The organism is Planomonospora corallina (assembly GCF_042650625.1).
Taxonomy (GTDB): domain Bacteria; phylum Actinomycetota; class Actinomycetes; order Streptosporangiales; family Streptosporangiaceae; genus Planomonospora_B; species Planomonospora_B corallina.
The window spans coordinates 212,633-228,247 of the sequence record NZ_JBHSBM010000010.1; the positions used below are offsets into that span (position 1 = coordinate 212,633).

The 15,615-nt window shown below is 71.3% G+C and carries 16 protein-coding genes; 11 read left to right on the top strand and 5 right to left on the bottom strand.

Features of this window, described 5'->3' with window-relative positions; translation table 11 throughout:
* Positions 1–23: 23 nt before the first annotated feature.
* Genes ACFOWE_RS04595 through ACFOWE_RS04615 form a run of 5 tightly spaced genes read right to left on the bottom strand, consistent with a single transcriptional unit; the run spans position 24 to position 4,405 of the window.
* Positions 24–1,028, bottom strand: coding sequence for a methyltransferase (locus tag ACFOWE_RS04595; protein ID WP_377285584.1), 1,005 nt, complete (start codon positions 1,026–1,028; stop codon positions 24–26).
* A 36-nt stretch (positions 1,029–1,064) separates the two neighbouring features.
* Complete coding sequence (locus ACFOWE_RS04600) at positions 1,065–1,847, bottom strand: ABC transporter ATP-binding protein (RefSeq protein ID WP_377285585.1); 783 nt, start codon at positions 1,845–1,847, stop codon at positions 1,065–1,067.
* 10 nt (positions 1,848–1,857) lie between these two features.
* On the bottom strand, positions 1,858–2,640 hold the full coding sequence (locus ACFOWE_RS04605; RefSeq protein ID WP_377285586.1) for an ABC transporter permease: 783 nt from the start codon (positions 2,638–2,640) through the stop codon (positions 1,858–1,860).
* Positions 2,637–3,425, bottom strand: coding sequence for an ABC transporter permease (locus tag ACFOWE_RS04610; RefSeq protein WP_377285588.1), 789 nt, complete (start codon positions 3,423–3,425; stop codon positions 2,637–2,639). Before ACFOWE_RS04610 ends, ACFOWE_RS04605 begins: the two co-directional genes overlap by 4 nt.
* Positions 3,422–4,405 carry an ABC transporter substrate-binding protein gene (locus ACFOWE_RS04615; protein WP_377285590.1) on the bottom strand — a complete coding sequence of 328 codons (984 nt, stop codon included), beginning with the start codon at positions 4,403–4,405 and terminating at the stop codon, positions 3,422–3,424. Before ACFOWE_RS04615 ends, ACFOWE_RS04610 begins: the two co-directional genes overlap by 4 nt.
* A gap of 655 nt (positions 4,406–5,060) precedes the next feature.
* Here ACFOWE_RS04615 and ACFOWE_RS04620 point away from each other — a divergent pair.
* The 11 genes from ACFOWE_RS04620 (at position 5,061) to lepB (ending at position 15,607) form a co-directional block, all read left to right on the top strand.
* On the top strand, positions 5,061–7,928 hold the full coding sequence (locus ACFOWE_RS04620; RefSeq protein ID WP_377285591.1) for a sensor histidine kinase: 2,868 nt from the start codon (positions 5,061–5,063) through the stop codon (positions 7,926–7,928).
* 37 nt (positions 7,929–7,965) lie between these two features.
* Positions 7,966–8,388 (top strand): roadblock/LC7 domain-containing protein, encoded by a 423-nt coding sequence (locus tag ACFOWE_RS04625; RefSeq protein WP_449301201.1) that lies wholly within the window; start codon positions 7,966–7,968, stop codon positions 8,386–8,388.
* Positions 8,389–8,860: 472 nt separating this feature from the next.
* The gene (locus tag ACFOWE_RS04630; RefSeq protein ID WP_377285685.1) at positions 8,861–9,241 is read left to right on the top strand and encodes a DUF742 domain-containing protein; all 381 of its coding nucleotides are present in this window, start codon (positions 8,861–8,863) and stop codon (positions 9,239–9,241) included.
* Positions 9,222–9,815 carry a GTP-binding protein gene (locus ACFOWE_RS04635; protein WP_377285593.1) on the top strand — a complete coding sequence of 198 codons (594 nt, stop codon included), beginning with the start codon at positions 9,222–9,224 and terminating at the stop codon, positions 9,813–9,815. Before ACFOWE_RS04630 ends, ACFOWE_RS04635 begins: the two co-directional genes overlap by 20 nt.
* Positions 9,816–10,025: 210 nt before the next feature.
* Positions 10,026–11,576 (top strand): signal recognition particle protein, encoded by a 1,551-nt coding sequence (gene ffh / locus ACFOWE_RS04640; RefSeq protein ID WP_377285594.1) that lies wholly within the window; start codon positions 10,026–10,028, stop codon positions 11,574–11,576.
* Positions 11,577–11,918: 342 nt separating this feature from the next.
* The gene (rpsP, locus tag ACFOWE_RS04645) at positions 11,919–12,368 is read left to right on the top strand and encodes a 30S ribosomal protein S16 (protein ID WP_377285596.1); all 450 of its coding nucleotides are present in this window, start codon (positions 11,919–11,921) and stop codon (positions 12,366–12,368) included.
* A 1-nt stretch (position 12,369) separates the two neighbouring features.
* Positions 12,370–12,612, top strand: coding sequence for an RNA-binding protein (locus ACFOWE_RS04650; RefSeq protein ID WP_377285597.1), 243 nt, complete (start codon positions 12,370–12,372; stop codon positions 12,610–12,612).
* Between the two features lie 95 nt (positions 12,613–12,707).
* Positions 12,708–13,223, top strand: a complete 516-nt coding sequence (gene rimM, locus ACFOWE_RS04655) for a ribosome maturation factor RimM (RefSeq protein WP_377285598.1) — start codon at positions 12,708–12,710, stop codon at positions 13,221–13,223.
* A 1-nt stretch (position 13,224) separates the two neighbouring features.
* Positions 13,225–14,013, top strand: a complete 789-nt coding sequence (trmD, locus tag ACFOWE_RS04660) for a tRNA (guanosine(37)-N1)-methyltransferase TrmD (RefSeq protein ID WP_377285600.1) — start codon at positions 13,225–13,227, stop codon at positions 14,011–14,013.
* A gap of 169 nt (positions 14,014–14,182) precedes the next feature.
* On the top strand, positions 14,183–14,527 hold the full coding sequence (gene rplS, locus ACFOWE_RS04665) for a 50S ribosomal protein L19 (RefSeq protein ID WP_377285601.1): 345 nt from the start codon (positions 14,183–14,185) through the stop codon (positions 14,525–14,527).
* Positions 14,528–14,737: 210 nt separating this feature from the next.
* Positions 14,738–15,607, top strand: coding sequence for a signal peptidase I (gene lepB, locus ACFOWE_RS04670; protein ID WP_377285603.1), 870 nt, complete (start codon positions 14,738–14,740; stop codon positions 15,605–15,607).
* Positions 15,608–15,615: the final 8 nt, after the last annotated feature.

The window sequence follows — 15,615 nt, forward strand, 5'->3', positions numbered from 1 at the left end:
CCGGCGCCCCCGTCCGGTGCCGCTCAGACCGGCAGGGCCTCGATGACGCTCGCGCCGCCGGGCAGCTCGACCTGCCGCTCGAAGCGGAGCGCGGCCTTGCCCAGCAGCTCGGCGTACTCGGACGTGCTGCGCTCCATGCCCTCGCCGAACAGGGCGAGCATCCGCATGTCGATGTCCTTGGAGACGTGGCGGCCGTCGCCGTCGGGCACCACGAACTCCACCAGCAGGACCCGGCCGTCGTCCGCCATGGCCTCCCGGACGGTGCGCAGGATCCGCGCCGCATCCTCGTCGGACCAGTTGTGGATCACGCTGCTCAGCATGTAGGCGTCCGCCCCGGCGGGCACGGAGACGAAGAAGTCGCCGCTGACGCATTCGCACCGGTCTGCAAAACCGGCCTCGGCCAGGAACCGCCGCGCGCCCGGGACCACGTCCTCCCGGTCGAAGAGCACGCCGCGGAGATTTGAATGCTCCTTCAGGACGGCCGCCAGGACGTGCCCCTTGCCTCCGGCCACGTCGACCAGGGTGCGTACGCCGGAGAAGTCGTAGCGGGCGGCCACGGCCTCGGCGAACGGCGCCGCCCGGGCCACCATGTAGTCGTCGAACAGCCGTCCGGCCTCGGGGTTCTCCTTGAGGTAGCCGTACAGCGGGCCGAACCGCTCGACGAAGGCCGACCTGCCCTCGCGGACCGTCACCGGGATCGTGCCGAGGCCGTACCAGAAGCCTGTCTCGGCGACCATCCGCACGGCGGGACGCAGCGAGCCGGGCACACCGGTTCGGAGGGTGGCGCCGGCCTCGGTCAGCTCGTAGACGCCGGCTCCCACCGTCCGGACCATGCCCATCGAGGCCAGTTGCCTGAGCACCCGGCCGAGCGAGGGGGCGTGCGCGCCGCAGCGCCGGGCCAGTTCCTCGACGTGCAGCGGTTCCTCGGCCAGGTGGTCCGCGCAGCCCAGTTCGGCCATGGTGGCCAGGGCGGCGAAGCGGGAGACCCCGCCGATGGCGTCCCAGACGGGTTCCTGCGGGTCACTCATCCTCGGTCTTCTTTCCGGTAGCGGGCGGTCAAGGGGTCAGAGGGCGGCGGCCGGCTGGCCGCGCGTGCCGCGTACCAGGCGGCCGACCTCGGCGCGCAGCCGTACGAAGTCGGGATGCTCCCTGGTGGAGATCTGATCGCGGGGCGAGGGGAGGTCGACCCGCAGGTCGCCGGCGATCCCCGCCGGCGACTTGGACAGCACCACGACGCGGTCGCCGACGTAGACGCTCTCGTCGATGTCGTGGGTGATGAGCAGGATGGTCATGTTGTGATGGCGGCGGACCCGCAGGGTCAGATCCTCCAGGTCCTCACGGGTCTGGGCGTCCACCGAGCCGAAGGGCTCGTCCATCAGCAGCAGGGAGGGCCGGTAGGCCAGGGCGCGGGCGATGGACACGCGCTGCTGCATGCCGCCGGACAGCTGCCACGGATACTTGTCGGCGGCGCCGCCCAGGCCGACCTGCTCCAGCGCGTCCAGCGCGGACCGCCGGCGCTGCCGCTTGTCCTGGCCCTTGCGGCGCAGCGGCAGCGAGACGTTGTCGGCCACCGACATCCAGGGGAACAGGGAGCGGCTGTAGTCCTGGAAGACCACGGCGAGATCGTCCGGTGTCTGGTCGACCGGCACGCCCTTGAGCAGGACCCTCCCCCCGGTGGGGGTGATGAGCCCGGCGACGGAGCGCAGCAGGGTGGACTTCCCGCATCCGGAGGGGCCGACGATGCACACCAGCTCGCCCTCGGCGACGCTCAGGTCGATGCCGCCGAGGGCGGTGTGCGCGGACGGGCCGCTGCCGTAGGTGTGGCTCAGGTTCGAGATCTCAAGCACAGCCAGGTCCTCAGGTCGTCTGCTTGGCCGCGCGGTGCCAGGACAGGAAACGCCGCTCGGCCGCGAGGAAGGCCGAGTTCAGCAGGTACCCCAGAACACCGAGCAGCACGATGGTGCCCCACACGGCGGGCAGGTCGAAGTCGCGTTGCGCGCGCAGGAGCTGGTAGCCGATCCCGCTGGTGCTGGCCACCAGCTCGGAGATGACCATCAGGATCAGCGCCAGGGAGAGGCTGAGCCGCAGTCCGGCGAAGATCTTCGGCAGGGCCGAGGGCAGGATGATCCGCCACAGGCGCTGGCCCCGGGAGAGCCCGAAGACCCGGGCCGTCTCGATGTGCTGGCGGTCCACGGCGCGCGCGCCGTCGATGGTGTTGAGCAGGACCGGCCAGATCACGCCGAACACGATCGTGGCGAGCTGCGTCTCCGCGCCGAGCGAGAGCACCGCGATGAAGAACGGCAGCAGCATGGGCGGCGGAATGGCCCGGCCGAAGTGGATGAGCGGGTCCGCGAGGCGGGCCAGCGGCCGCGAGCGGCCGAGCAGGATCCCCAGGGTGATGCCGGCGACCCCCGCGACGGCCCAGCCGGCGAAGAGCCGGGCCAGGCTGGGCGGGAAGTTCTCCAGCACCAGGTCGGTCAGCCAGAGCTGGGAGGCCGGGCCGGTCAGCCACATCTCCCGCATGGTCACCGCGATCACGCTGGGCGGCGGGAAGAAGTTGGACTCCGCCAGCCGGGCGCCGGCCTCCCACAGCAGCAGGGCGACGGGGACCAGCCAGAAGCGGGCGAGCACGCGCGTCATCGGGCTCCCTCCGCGCGGGCGGTGTGCCACCGGAAGAGCCGCCGCTCGGCTCCGATGAACAGGCTGTTGGTCACGATGCCGAGCACTCCGGCCCACACGGTGGCGGCGAGGATGTACTCCAGGCCGTCGAAGCTGCTGCCGGCCTCGATGACGTAGGTGCCGATCCCGGAGGAGCCGCCGCCGATCAGCTCGGCGCTGATCGCCAGGATGAGCGCGATGCCGGCGGCCAGGCGCACCCCGGTGGCGATGAACGGCGCCGTGCTGGGCAGGGAGACCCGCCACAGCACGGCCAGCGGGCCGAAGCCGAAGCTTCGCAGGGTCTCCTTGGCGACGGGGTCGACCTCCAGCAGGCCGTACATCGTGTTGATGAGAACCGGCCAGCAGGAGGCGTAGAAGATCACCGCGATCTTCATGTCGAGCCGGTCCGGGAAGAGCAGGATCGCCAGCGGGATGAGGGCGACCGAGGGGATCGGCCGGAGGAACTCGATCAGCGGCCGCACCGCGGTCTCGACCCGGGGCAGGCTGCCGAGCGCGAGCCCGGCCGGGACCGTGACGGCCACGGTGAGCAGGAGGCCGAGGGCCCAGGCCTGCATCGTGGCCGCCACGTCGGCGAGGAACTCCCCGTCCGCGGCGAGCTCGGCCGTCCGGGCCAGGATCGTCGAGGCCAGAGGGAGGACGGCCGGATCGACGAGGCCGATCCGGCCGGCCAGCTCCGCGGCGGCGAGCAGCCCCGCGACGCCCAGGGCGCCGTAGAGCACTCTGCCGACGGCAGTGCTTCCGATCACTTGCCGGAACCCACGAGGAGCGTCTTGGCGTCGGCCTTGCTCTTGAGGTACTGGTGGTCGAACATCAGGTCCGCGACGCGCTGCAGGCGCTGCTCGTTGATGCTGGTCGGGAAGGTGCCAAGGGTGATGACCGCGGCGGTCTCAGCGTTGATCTTGGTGTAGGTGGGCAGGATCTGCTCCACGACCTTGCGGTCGGAGGCCGCGAGCTGCTGGGCCTTGCCGATGGCGCGCTGCATCGCGGCGACGGTCTTGGGGTTCTTCTCGGCGAAGTCGGCGGTGACGGCGAGGCCGGCGATGGGGAAGCCGTCCATCGGGCCGGTCATCGTGTCGGCGATCTTCTTGGCGCCGAACTCCTTCTGCGCGCCGGTCAGGAACGGCTCGGTCATCCAGGCCGCGTCGACGTCGCCCTTCTGCAGGGCCGGCGTCATGTTCGGGAAGGGCAGCTCGACGAACTCCACGTCGTCCGCGGTGAGGCCGTTGAGCTTGAGGGTCGCGGTCACGGCCAGGGTGCCGATGTTGTTGAGGGTGTTGACCGCGATCTTCTTGCCCTTGAGGTCGGCCACCGACGTGATGGTGGAGTCCTTGGCGGCCATGATGTTGAAGACGTTCGGGCCGGCCTGGAAGAAGTCGGAGACGATCTTGAGCTTGTTGCCCTTCTCCGCGGCGATGAAGGTGGAGACGTAGTTCGTCATCGTCGCGTCGAGGGTGCCGCTGACCAGGCCGGGGATGGCCGCGGCGCCGCCCTGGATGACCTCCGTCTTGATCGTGAGGCCCTCCTCCTTGAAGAAGCCCTTCTGGTCGGCGATGTAGACGGCCGCGTTGTCGGGGATGGGGAGCAGTCCGATGGTGAGCGAGGTCTTCTCCGGTCCGTCACCTCCGGCCGTCGCGGTGGTCTCGGAGTCCGAGCCGCCGCACGCGGCGAGCGAGAGCACCGCGGCGAGGCCGACGACGGCCACCCGGCTCGCAAGCTTGAACCTCATGAGGTCTCCTTAGCTGCATTCGGTCGTCCGGGAAGGATCTCGCCGAAGTGATCCGGGCGGCATGGAGATCGTCCCGGGAGAATCACGTGTCATGGGGGGGTATGCCGACCGCGGATCAGAGTAGCGGAGGAGATTGACCAAATTGCAAATATCGGCTTATTTGGCCAAATAGGCGGTAATCGGACTTATTTGCACTATCCCTCCCAATCTTTGCGACTGGGGTTTGTCTAGTGCTCGGACAATAAGATGTCAAGAGGGGGCTCTTTCCGCCTGTCCGGCGTTGCACGGAGAGCCGATGGGGCGAACATCCGTTTGAGGATGATATGTGGCGATTGTGGATGAGTTGCGACTTGTGTGCTATTGGCCGAAGTCATCCGCCTGTGCTCCAATAACCCCTACCCATGGATGCGTCGGCGTCACTCCCACCCTTTCTGTGACGCGATCCCCTCCAAGTAGACGATCCGAGGAGAGGCAGCGGAGATCAGTGAGGACAGCGTCAACCCCCAGTGAGCGCGCGACCGCACGGGAGGCCGCCGGGGACGATGACCAGGAGACTCCGCCGTCGGGCGGCCGGAGCCAGAGCCCCGGGGGGAGGGGCGCCGGCGGGAGAGGCGGGAGGCTCGCCCTCGGCAACTGGCGGGTCCGCTCGCGACTGGTGGCGCTCGTCGCCATCCCGACGGCCGCCGCGATCGTCCTGGGCGTGCTGCGGGTCGTCACCTCCATCGGCATGGCCGCCGAGTACGAGCAGGTGCGTACGACCGCGGAACTGGCCGCCGGACTGAGCGGCATGGTCCACGACCTCCAGCTCGAACGGGACCTCAGCGCCAGGTTCATCGCGCAGGGCAGGTCGCAGGCCGGCCGGCAGCGGCTGGAGGACCAGTACGCCGTCGTCGACAAACTGGCGGGACCCGTCCTGGAGCGGATCGACGACCTGGTCGCGAGCGGCGACTTCGCCCCCCGTGATCAGGAGCAGGCCATCCGGATGCGCGGCCGGATCGCCGAGCTCCCCAGCATGCGGAGCGCGGCGACCGGGACCGAGCTTCCGCCCCTGCCGATGATCAACTTCTACTCGGAGGCGATCCGCGAGCTCCTGTCGATCCACGACAGGATCATCCGGGGCGAGGGCGACCAGGAGATCGGTGGCAGCGCCGCCGCCTTCGCCGCCCTGGCCAGGGCGAAGGAGCAGGCGTCGCAGGAGCGCGCCAACCTCGCCGTCGCGCTGGCCGCCAAGCACCTCACCCCCGAGGGCCTGGACTCCCTCACCGCGGCCCGCGCGCAGCGCGACAGCGAGCTCGCGGTCTTCCGCGCCAACGCCTCGCTCGCCCAGCGCCAGCTCTACGACGACACCGTCACCGGGCAGAAGGTCGACCGCGCGGAGTTCATCCGCCTGCGCTCGATCGTCCTGGCCGGCCAGGACGCCTCGCTGCTCCGCGTCAACACGAGCGGCGCCGGCTCCAGCGACCAGGCGGCCTGGTTCGACGCCTCCTCCGAGACCGTCGAGCTGATGCGCCAGGTGGAGACCGCGCTCGCCGACACCGTCATCACGCAGAGCCGCACCCTCCAGGAGTCCGAGCAGCGCGGCGCCCTGATCGCCGGTGCGCTGACCGCGCTGCTGCTCCTGCTGGTCCTCGCCGTCACCGTGGTCGTGGCCCGCTCGCTGGTCAAGCCGCTGCGCACGCTGCGGACCGAGGCGCTGTCCATCGCGGGCGAGCGCCTGCCCGAGACCGTGCAGAGCATGCGCGAACGGGGCGAGATCACCTCCGTGCAGGTCCAGCCGATCGGGGTGGTCTCCTCCGACGAGATCGGCGAGGTCGCCCGGGCCTTCGACGAGGTCCACCGCGAGGCCGTACGGCTGGCGGGCGAGGAGGCGACGCTGCGCACCAACGTCAACGCGATGTTCGTCAACCTCTCCCGCCGCAGCCAGACCCTGGTGGAGCGCCAGCTGGCCCTCATCGAGAGCCTGGAGCAGGGCGAGCAGGACGAGACCCGGCTCGGCAGCCTCTTCAAGCTGGACCACCTGGCCACCCGCATGCGCCGCAACTCCGAGAACCTCCTGGTCCTCGCGGGGCAGGAGGCCGCGCGCCGGTGGAGCCAGCCGGTCCCGCTGATCGACGTGGTGCGCGCCTCGCTCTCGGAGGTCGAGAACTACGAGCGGGTGGACCTGCGGGTCGCCGGTGGCGTCTCCGTGGCCGGCACCTCCGTCAACGACGTCGTCCACCTGGTCGCCGAGCTCGTCGAGAACGCGATCTCCTTCTCCCCCCGGGAGACGAAGGTCATCGTGTCGAGCAACCGCATCGACGGCGGCGGGCTGATGATCTCGATCACCGACCTCGGCATCGGCATGACGGCCGAGGAGCTCGCGCAGGCGAACTGGCGGCTGGCCAACCCGCCGGTCGTGGACGTCTCGGTCTCCCGCCGGATGGGCCTGTTCGTGGTCGGCCGCCTGGCCCTCCGGCACGGCATCCGGGTGCAGCTCCGGCAGCAGGACACCGGCGGCCTGACCGCGATGGTGCTCCTGCCGGAGAGCCTGCTCACCTCCGCCGGCCCCGTTCCCGGCATGCCGGCGGCGGGACACGGCACGGACTGGGGCGGCGCAGCACCCTCGATGCCCTCGATGCCCTCCCTGTCCTCGGCACCCTCGGTGGACATGCCGCCGGTGCTGGCCAGCCCGGTCTCACTGGACGGCTCCCGCCCGGCGTTCGCCTCCTTCGAGGCGGCCCGGCAGGCGTTCGACTCCTTCGACGCGGGAAGGCGGTTCGACTCCTTCGACACCTCCCACCGCTCCTTCGCCGGCGGGAGCCTCGGGCAGGCGCCGTTCGACACCCCCTGGCCCGGCGACGTGCCGCCGCCGGGCTCCGGCCCGTCCTGGCCGAGCGTGCCCTCCGGCGACTCCGGCTCCTGGCCCGGCGCTCCGGTGCGCGGGGACACCAGCGTGTGGCCGGAGCCGGGCGCGGGGACGGCGGGAGCGGCGGGGGCGCGCCGCGGGTTCGCCGCCGAGGCGGACACCACGGGACCGCTGCCGGTGGTACGCGAGCCCTCCCCGATGGAGGAGGCCCGGGAGGAGTTCCTGCCGATCTTCGCGGCGGTGGAGTCCGACTGGTTCAAGAAGGCCGAACCGGTCGAGCGCGGGCCCGCGCCGTACTCGTCCGGCGAGGACCTGCAGGAGACCGCGGCGATCCAGCCGCCCGCACCCGCGGGCACCTGGTCCTCGCCCGCGGACGCCGGCTGGCAGGCGGCCCGGGCGGCGAGCGAGCCGGCCCTCGGCGGCCTCACCGGCGCGGGCCTGCCCAAGCGGGTGCCCAAGGCCAACCTGGTGCCCGGCACGGTCGCCGCCGAGACGGCCGCCCCGCAGGCGCCGCCCGCGCGGCCGGCGGTCTCCCCGGAGGCGGTGCGCAACCGGCTGTCCAGCTTCCAGCGGGGAGTACGGCAGGGCCGGGCGGTGGCCAGGGGAGAGGCGACCGGGGCGGAGGAGACGTATCCCCGCTTCGGCCCGGACGTTGAAGCGAGCAAGGAGGAGCGGTGAGCGAGCAGCCCGGCACGATCGCTGAGGAGGGCCACCGGTGCGCGAACTGAGTCAGGCCGCCCGGGGGGTCAACTGGCTGGTCACCGATTTCGTGGGCAACGTCCCCGGCGTCGCGCACGCGGTCGTGGTGTCGGCGGACGGTCTGCCGTTGGCGTTCTCGGACGGGTTCCCCCGGGACCGGGCCGACCAGCTGGCCGCGGTGGCGGCCGGGCTGCTCAGCCTGACCCAGGGCGCCTCCAGGGTCTTCGAGGGAGGCGCGGTCACCCAGACCGTGGTGGAGATGCAGCGAGGGCTGCTCCTGCTCATGGCGATCAGTGACGGCTCCTGCCTGGCCGTACTGGCCTCACCCGAGTGCGACATGGGCCTGGTGGCCTACCAGATGACGTTGCTCGTCGAGCGGGCCGGGCAGGTGCTGACGCCCGCCGTGCGCGCCGAACTCCAGGCCTCCCACCCCCGGTGACGACCCACCAGGGCGCGCCGGAGCACTTCCCCTCCCGGAGCCCGAAGGAGCCCGTGAATGAGAGATGAGGGAAGAGAACGGTCGGCAGCATCCGTGCCGCGGCGCGTCGGCGCCGCGGCGGACACCGCGCTAGGAGGACGCCGTGGCAGGGCGCGGCTGGCCAGGTGAGGGCGACCCGTTAGGCGGGCCGCCCCACCAGTCGATGGACGATCTCCGCGCACCGCAGGGAGCGCCCCCGCGGCACGTGCCGCCGGGGGCGCCCGGCGGGCGCGTTCCTGCGGGGCCTGCGGGGCCGTACACGTCGCAGGAGGTCCCGGGCCCGTACGGACCGCAGGGACTCCCCGGACCGTACGGGCCGCCGCAGGGCGCGCCGGGGCCGTACGGATCGCCGCAGGGCGCGCCGGGGCCGTACGGGCCGCCGCAGGGCGCGCCGGGACAGTCGGGGGCCGGCCCGTACGCCGCCCCGTACCCCGTGCCGCAGGCGGTGCCCGCGCACGAGATACAGCCGGCGCCGGCGGAGCAGAGTTCCCTGGTCCGCCCCTACGCCGTGACCGGGGGGCGGACCGCCCCCCGGACCCATCTCGCCATGGAGGCCCTGGTCTCCTCGGCGACCTCCCAACATGATCTATCCACCCGCACTCCGGAGTATCAGGCGATCAGCGCCCTGTGCCGGCAAGTGCGTTCGGTCGCTGAGATCTCCGCGATGCTCCGCATCCCCCTCGGCGTCACCCGGATCCTGGTCGCCGACATGGCGGCCGAGGGGCTGGTCCAGTTGCACCAACCGCAACTGAACGCGGGCAAGCCGGATCTCAACCTGCTGGAAAGGGTGCTCAGTGGACTTCGCAGGCTCTAGCCGCGGTGGCGGTCTCACCTCGACCAAGATCGTCGTCGCCGGTGGTTTCGGCGTCGGCAAGACCACGTTCGTGGGCGCGGTGTCGGAGATCCTCCCGCTGACCACGGAGGCGGTGATGACCGACGCCAGTTCCGGCATCGACGACGTCGCGCTCACCCCCAACAAGACCACGACCACCGTGGCGATGGACTTCGGCCGGGTCTCCCTGGACCGGGACCTGATCCTGTACCTGTTCGGCACGCCGGGGCAGCACCGGTTCTGGTTCATGTGGGACGACCTGGTCCGCGGCGCCATCGGCGCCGTCGTGCTGGTCGACACCCGGCGCCTGGCCGACAGCTTCCCGGCGATCGACTACTTCGAGGAGGCCAGGCTGCCCTTCGTGGTCGCGCTCAACGGCTGGGACGGGAGCCACCCGCACGGCGAGGAGGAGGTGCGCGAGGCGCTGACGCTCGCGCCGGACATCCCCATCTCGCGGACCGACGCCCGCTCGCGCGACGCGGTGAAGGCCACGCTCATCACGCTGGTCGAGCACGCCCTGACCATGCGGATGGCCGTCCCGGGCTGGGGACGCTGACGGCCGTCCCGGGCCGGGGCCGCCGGGGGAGGGCAGGGCGCGTGCCCCGGCCCGGCCCTCCGGCGCGCTCTGGCCCGGCCCTCCGGCGTCCCCCGGTCCGGGCCCCCGGGGCCCCCGCGGCGGCCGCCCGCCGGGCGCCGGAGGCGGCCGCCAGCGGATAGGCTGGGAGGTCGAGTCGCAGACCCTGTAGCGCAGAGGCTGGCCAATCACGTGTTCGAGACGCTTTCCGACCGGCTCACATCGGTCTTCTCCTCCCTCCGATCCAAGGGTCGGCTCTCCGACGCCGACATCGACGCGACGTGCCGCGAGATCCGCATCGCGTTGCTCGAGGCGGACGTCGCGCTGCCCGTGGTCAAGACGTTCGTCGCCCAGGTCAAGGAGCGCGCCCGCGGCGCCGAGGTCTCCCAGGCGCTGAACCCGGCCCAGCAGGTCGTCAAGATCGTCAATGACGAGCTGATCGAGGTCCTCGGCGGCGAGACGCGGCGCCTCCGCCACGCGAAGAACCCGCCGACCGTCATCATGCTCGCCGGCCTCCAGGGCGCCGGAAAGACCACCCTCGCGGGCAAGCTCGGCCGCTGGCTGCGGGAGCAGAACCACACCCCGCTGCTGGTCGCCGCGGACCTGCAGCGCCCCAACGCGGTGCAGCAGCTGTCGGTCGTGGCCGAGCGGGCGGGCGTCGCGGTCTACGCCCCCCAGCCCGGCGACGGCGTCGGCGACCTGGTCGCCGTGGCGCGCCAGTCGATCGAGCACGCCCGGCGGCAGCAGCACGACATCGTCGTCATCGACACCGCCGGCCGGCTCGGCATCGACCAGGAGATGATGAGGCAGGCCGCGGACATCCGCGACGCGGTCTCCCCCGACGAGGTCCTGTTCGTCGTCGACGCCATGATCGGCCAGGACGCCGTCGCCACGGCCCAGGCGTTCATGGACGGCGTCGGCTTCGACGGGGTCGTGCTCACCAAGCTCGACGGCGACGCCCGCGGCGGCGCCGCGCTCTCGGTCCGGCACATCACCGGCAGGCCGATCATGTTCGCGTCGACCGGTGAGAAGCTCGAGGACTTCGACGCCTTCCACCCGGACCGGATGGCCTCCCGCATCCTCGACATGGGTGACATCCTCACCCTGATCGAGCAGGCGCAGAAGACCTTCGACGAGCAGGAAGCCGCCCGGATGGCGGGCAAGCTCACCTCGGGCGAGGGCTTCACGCTGGAGGACTTCCTCGAGCAGATGATGATGGTCCGCAAGATGGGCCCCATCAAGAACCTGCTCGGCATGATGCCCGGCATGGGGCAGATGCGCGACCAGCTCAACCAGGTCGACGACCGCGACCTGGACCGCATCGCCGCGATCATCCGCTCGATGACCCCGGCCGAGCGGCAGGACCCCAAGATCATCAAGGGGTCGCGCCGCGAGCGCATCGCCCGGGGCTCCGGTGTCACGGTCACCGAGGTGAACAACCTGGTCGTCCGCTTCTTCGAGGCCCAGAAGATGATGAAGCGCATGGCCGGCGGCCTGGGCATCCCCGGCATGCCGGGCGGGCGCAAGGCGGCCAAGGCGGCGCAGAAGAAGGCCGCCAAGGGGCGCCGGGTCAGCGGCGACCCGCGTAAGGCCGCGCTCGGCAAGGGCGGGGCCGGCAAGGCCGCCGCGGGCAACACGCCCGGCCCGGGCGCCCTCGGCAACCTGGGCGCGGGCCAGCTCCCGCCGGGCCTGGAGCTGCCGCCGGGCTTCGACCCCTCGAAGTTCAAGCTGCCGGGGCAGTGATGGGCGGCGGCGACGACAACTTCTTCGCGCGGGCCCGCTGGATCTGGGTGCTCATCATCCTGGGGTTCATCACCATGACGCTGCTGGAGTTGCTGGGCGTCCGGCCGAAGTGAGCCCCGGCGCGCCGGCACGGGGGTTCCACCTGTCTCCGCACGCGGAAGTCGGCGGGTGATTGGCAGGGCACCCCCGTGCGTCTGGCACAATTGCATGTTGGAACATCGTGGCCACGCGGGCGCCCTCTAACCCCCGCCGGTCGCGCCTGTCCCTGTAGCGGTCGGATCCTCGTGCCCCACTCGATGAGACACCGCTCATCCACGCTCTAATGCAGGAGAGACCACACCAGTGGCAGTCAAGATCAAGCTCAAGCGGCTCGGCATGATCCGCAACGCGCAGTACCGTGTCGTCGTCGCCGACAGCCGCACCAAGCGTGACGGTCGGGCGATCGAGGAGATCGGCCTGTACCACCCGAAGGAGAACCCTTCGCGCATCGAGATCGACGCCGAGCGGGCGGCCTACTGGCTGGGTGTCGGCGCGCAGCCGACCGGGCCGGTGCTGAAGCTCCTCAAGATCACCGGTGACTGGCAGAAGTTCAAGGGCGAGCCCGCCCCCGCGCCGAAGCTCGTCGCCGAGCCCAAGCCGGACCGCCACGCCGCCTACGAGGCCGCCGCCAAGGAGGCGCTGTCCCTCGAGGCCGCCGCCACGCCGAAGAAGCCGGCCAAGAAGGCCCCCAAGGCCGACGAGGCCGCCGAGGCCCCGGCCGCCGCCGAGGAGAAGCCGGAAGGCGAGGCCTGAGATGCTCGAGGAGGCCCTCGAGCACCTGGTGAAGGGCATCGTCGAGCATCCCGACGACATCCAGGTTCGCGGCCGCCGCATCCGCAGCGGGCGTGTGCTTGAGGTCCGGGTCCACCCTGAGGACCTGGGCAAGGTCATCGGCCGAGGCGGCCGTACGGCGAAGGCGTTGCGCACGGTCGTGAACGCCCTCGGCGACGGCAAATACGTCCGGGTCGACCTGCTCGACCTGGACGAGCCCCGCTAGACCCCGGCCGACACGAGATCCACCGAGCGGACGGGCCACCCACCGGTGTGGGTGGCCCGTCTGCTTTCTTTCGACACGAGACTCAGGAGACGGGCGTGCAGCTTGTCGTAGGCCGCATCGGCCGCCCGCACGGGCTCCGCGGCGAGGTGACCGTGGAGGTGCGCACCGACGACCCGCAGGGCCGGTTCGCCCCCGGGGCGGCGCTCGCCACCGATCCCGCGTCCGCCGGCCCCCTCGTCGTCGCCTCCCGGCGCTGGCACTCCGGGATCCTGCTGGTCCGGTTCGAGGGCGTGGACGACCGCGACCGGGCCGAGGCGCTCCGCGGGACGATGCTGGTCCTCGACTCGGAGGACGTCCCGCCGCCCACGGACCCGGACGAGTTCTACGACCACCAGCTCATCGGGCTGACCGTCGTCACCCCCGGCGGGGAACGGGCCGGCGAGGTGATCGACGTGCTCCACCACGGCCAGGACCTGCTGGTCGTACGGCGCGGCGGCGCGGAGGTCTACGTGCCGTTCGTCAAGGCGCTCGTCCCGGAGGTCGACCTGGAGGCGGGGACGCTGACGGTGGACGCGCCGCCGGGCCTGCTCGACCCCGACCAGATGGTCTGACATGCGCATCGACATCATCTCGATCTTCCCCGAGTACTTCGCCCCGCTCGGCGTCTCCCTCATCGGCAAGGCCCGCGAGCGCGGCATCCTCGACGTCCACCTGCACCAGCTCCGCGACTGGACGCACGACGTGCACCGCACCGTGGACGACACCCCCTACGGCGGCGGTCCCGGCATGGTCATGAAGCCGGACCCGTGGGGCGAGGCCGTCGACGAGGTCTTGGCCGCCGATCCGCAGGCCCGTCCCCGGATCGTCGTGCCGACCCCGAGCGGGGTGCCCTTCACCCAGAGGCTCGCGATGGAGTACGCCGCCGAGCCGTGGCTGCTGTTCACCCCCGCCCGCTACGAGGGCATCGACTCGCGTGTCATGGCCGAGTACGGCTCCCGCCTGCGGGTGGACGAGGTCAGCATCGGCGACTACGTGCTCGCCGGGGGCGAGGCCGCGGTGCTGGTGATGGTCGAGGCCGTGGGAAGGCTGCTCCCCGGAGTGCTGGGCAACGCCCACTCGGCGGTGGACGACTCCTTCGCCCCCGGAGCCATGGAGAACCTGCTCGAGGGCCCGGTCTACACCAAGCCGCCGGAGTGGCGCGGCCACCGGGTGCCGGAGATCCTGCTCTCCGGCCACCACGGCAGGATCGCCCGGTGGCGCCGGGACGAGGCGCTCCGCCGTACCGCGCGGAACCGCCCCGAGCTGCTCGCGGCGCTGGACCCGGAACGGCTGGACAAGCACGACCGCGCGGTCCTGGCGGAGATCGGATTTCCGGTGGACCGCGAGGATATGGCACACTGAATCCTTGCCGCCGACTGTCCGCAGACCGGCGCGCGCCGTCGGGCCGCCCGCCGACCGGAGGGTCCGGCTCCACGACAGACACATCAGTCCAGTACGTGCGTCCATCACGATGCCGCCCGCCGTGGCCGGATGGACCTCCGCGTGCTCACGTGAACGAGGTACCACTGCCATGCACCCGCTGATCGTCGAGCTTGAGAAGACCACGCTCCGCAGCGACGTTCCGGACTTCCGTCCCGGTGACACGCTCGAAGTCCACGTCCGAGTGATCGAGGGCAACCGCTCCCGTGTCCAGGTCTTCAAGGGCTTCGTCCTGCGCCGCCAGGGCGGTGGCGCCCGGGAGACCTTCACCGTCCGCAAGGTCAGCTACGGCGTCGGCGTCGAGCGCACCTTCCCGGTCCACAGCCCGGTCATCGAGAAGATCACCGTCGTGACCCGTGGTGACGTCCGCCGCGCCAAGCTCTACTACATGCGCGACCTGCGCGGCAAGGCCGCCCGCATCCGCGAGAAGCGCTAGCACCGCCGGCAGGCGCCGCGTCCGTCCGGCCCGTCTCCCCGTGCCGGGAGGCGGGCCGCTCGTGTGCGCGGGCCGGTCCCGCCGCACGGGCAGGCGCGTCTTCGGGACCGGCCGGACACATGAAGACGAACCAACGCTGATGCAATCAGGAACACTCCTTAACCGCGGCCTCGACCACTGCGCCTCCACCATCATCTAGGCTCGTCAGCGATGACTAGCGAGGACCAGGCATACGGCGCGCAGGCACGCCGGCCTGCCGAGGACGAGGTGGACGTGGTCACGGAAGACACCAAGAAGACCGCCAAGGGCGGCAAGGACAAGAAGAAGGGCTCCTTCTGGAAGGAGCTGCCCGTCCTGGTCGTCGTCGCCCTGGTGCTCGCGCTCGTGATCAAGACCTTCATCGTCCAGGCGTTCTACATCCCGTCGGAGTCGATGGAGAACACCCTGCTGAAGAACGACCGGGTCCTGGTCAACAAGCTCGTCTACCACGTCCGCGACATCGAGCGCGGTGACGTGGTGGTCTTCTCCGGGGTGGACTCCTGGGACGGCGAGGTCCAGATAGAGGAGCCGTCCAACGCGTTCGAGGCGTTCTTCCGCTGGGTCGGCACCGCCTTCGGCATGGTCCCCGGCGAGAAGGACTACATCAAGCGCGTCATCGGCGTTCCCGGGGACGTCGTGAAGTGCTGCGACAAGCAGGGGCGCGTCACGGTCAACGGGGTGGCCCTCGACGAGAGGGAGTACCTCTACCCGAACGACGCGCCTTCCAGGGACGACTTCTCGATCAAGGTCCCGGAGGGGCGCCTGTGGGTCATGGGCGACCACCGCGGCGTGTCCATGGACTCCCGGAACCACACGGGCGACCCCGGGGGCGGGACGATCCCGATCGACCAGGTGATCGGCCGCGCCTTCGTCATCGTCTGGCCCTTCTCCAGGGCCACCACTCTCCCCATCCCCGACACGTTCAGCCAGCCGGCGCTGAACGCCGCCGCCGCCGTCACAGGGGCCACCCCGCTCCTGGCCGGCTTCGCGGGGGCCGTGCCGCTGGTGCTGTGGCGTCGTCGCCGGCTTTCGAGGCGGTAGCCGTACCC

Coding starts and splice junctions, on each gene's coding strand:
- lepB (WP_377285603.1), top strand. CDS start 14,738: ATGACTAGCGAGGACCAGGCATACGGCGCGCAGGCACGCCGGCCTGCC.
- ACFOWE_RS04650 (WP_377285597.1), top strand. CDS start 12,370: ATGCTCGAGGAGGCCCTCGAGCACCTGGTGAAGGGCATCGTCGAGCAT.
- ACFOWE_RS04595 (WP_377285584.1), bottom strand. CDS start 1,028: ATGAGTGACCCGCAGGAACCCGTCTGGGACGCCATCGGCGGGGTCTCC.
- ACFOWE_RS04615 (WP_377285590.1), bottom strand. CDS start 4,405: ATGAGGTTCAAGCTTGCGAGCCGGGTGGCCGTCGTCGGCCTCGCCGCG.
- trmD (WP_377285600.1), top strand. CDS start 13,225: ATGCGCATCGACATCATCTCGATCTTCCCCGAGTACTTCGCCCCGCTC.
- rplS (WP_377285601.1), top strand. CDS start 14,183: ATGCACCCGCTGATCGTCGAGCTTGAGAAGACCACGCTCCGCAGCGAC.
- ACFOWE_RS04605 (WP_377285586.1), bottom strand. CDS start 2,640: ATGACGCGCGTGCTCGCCCGCTTCTGGCTGGTCCCCGTCGCCCTGCTG.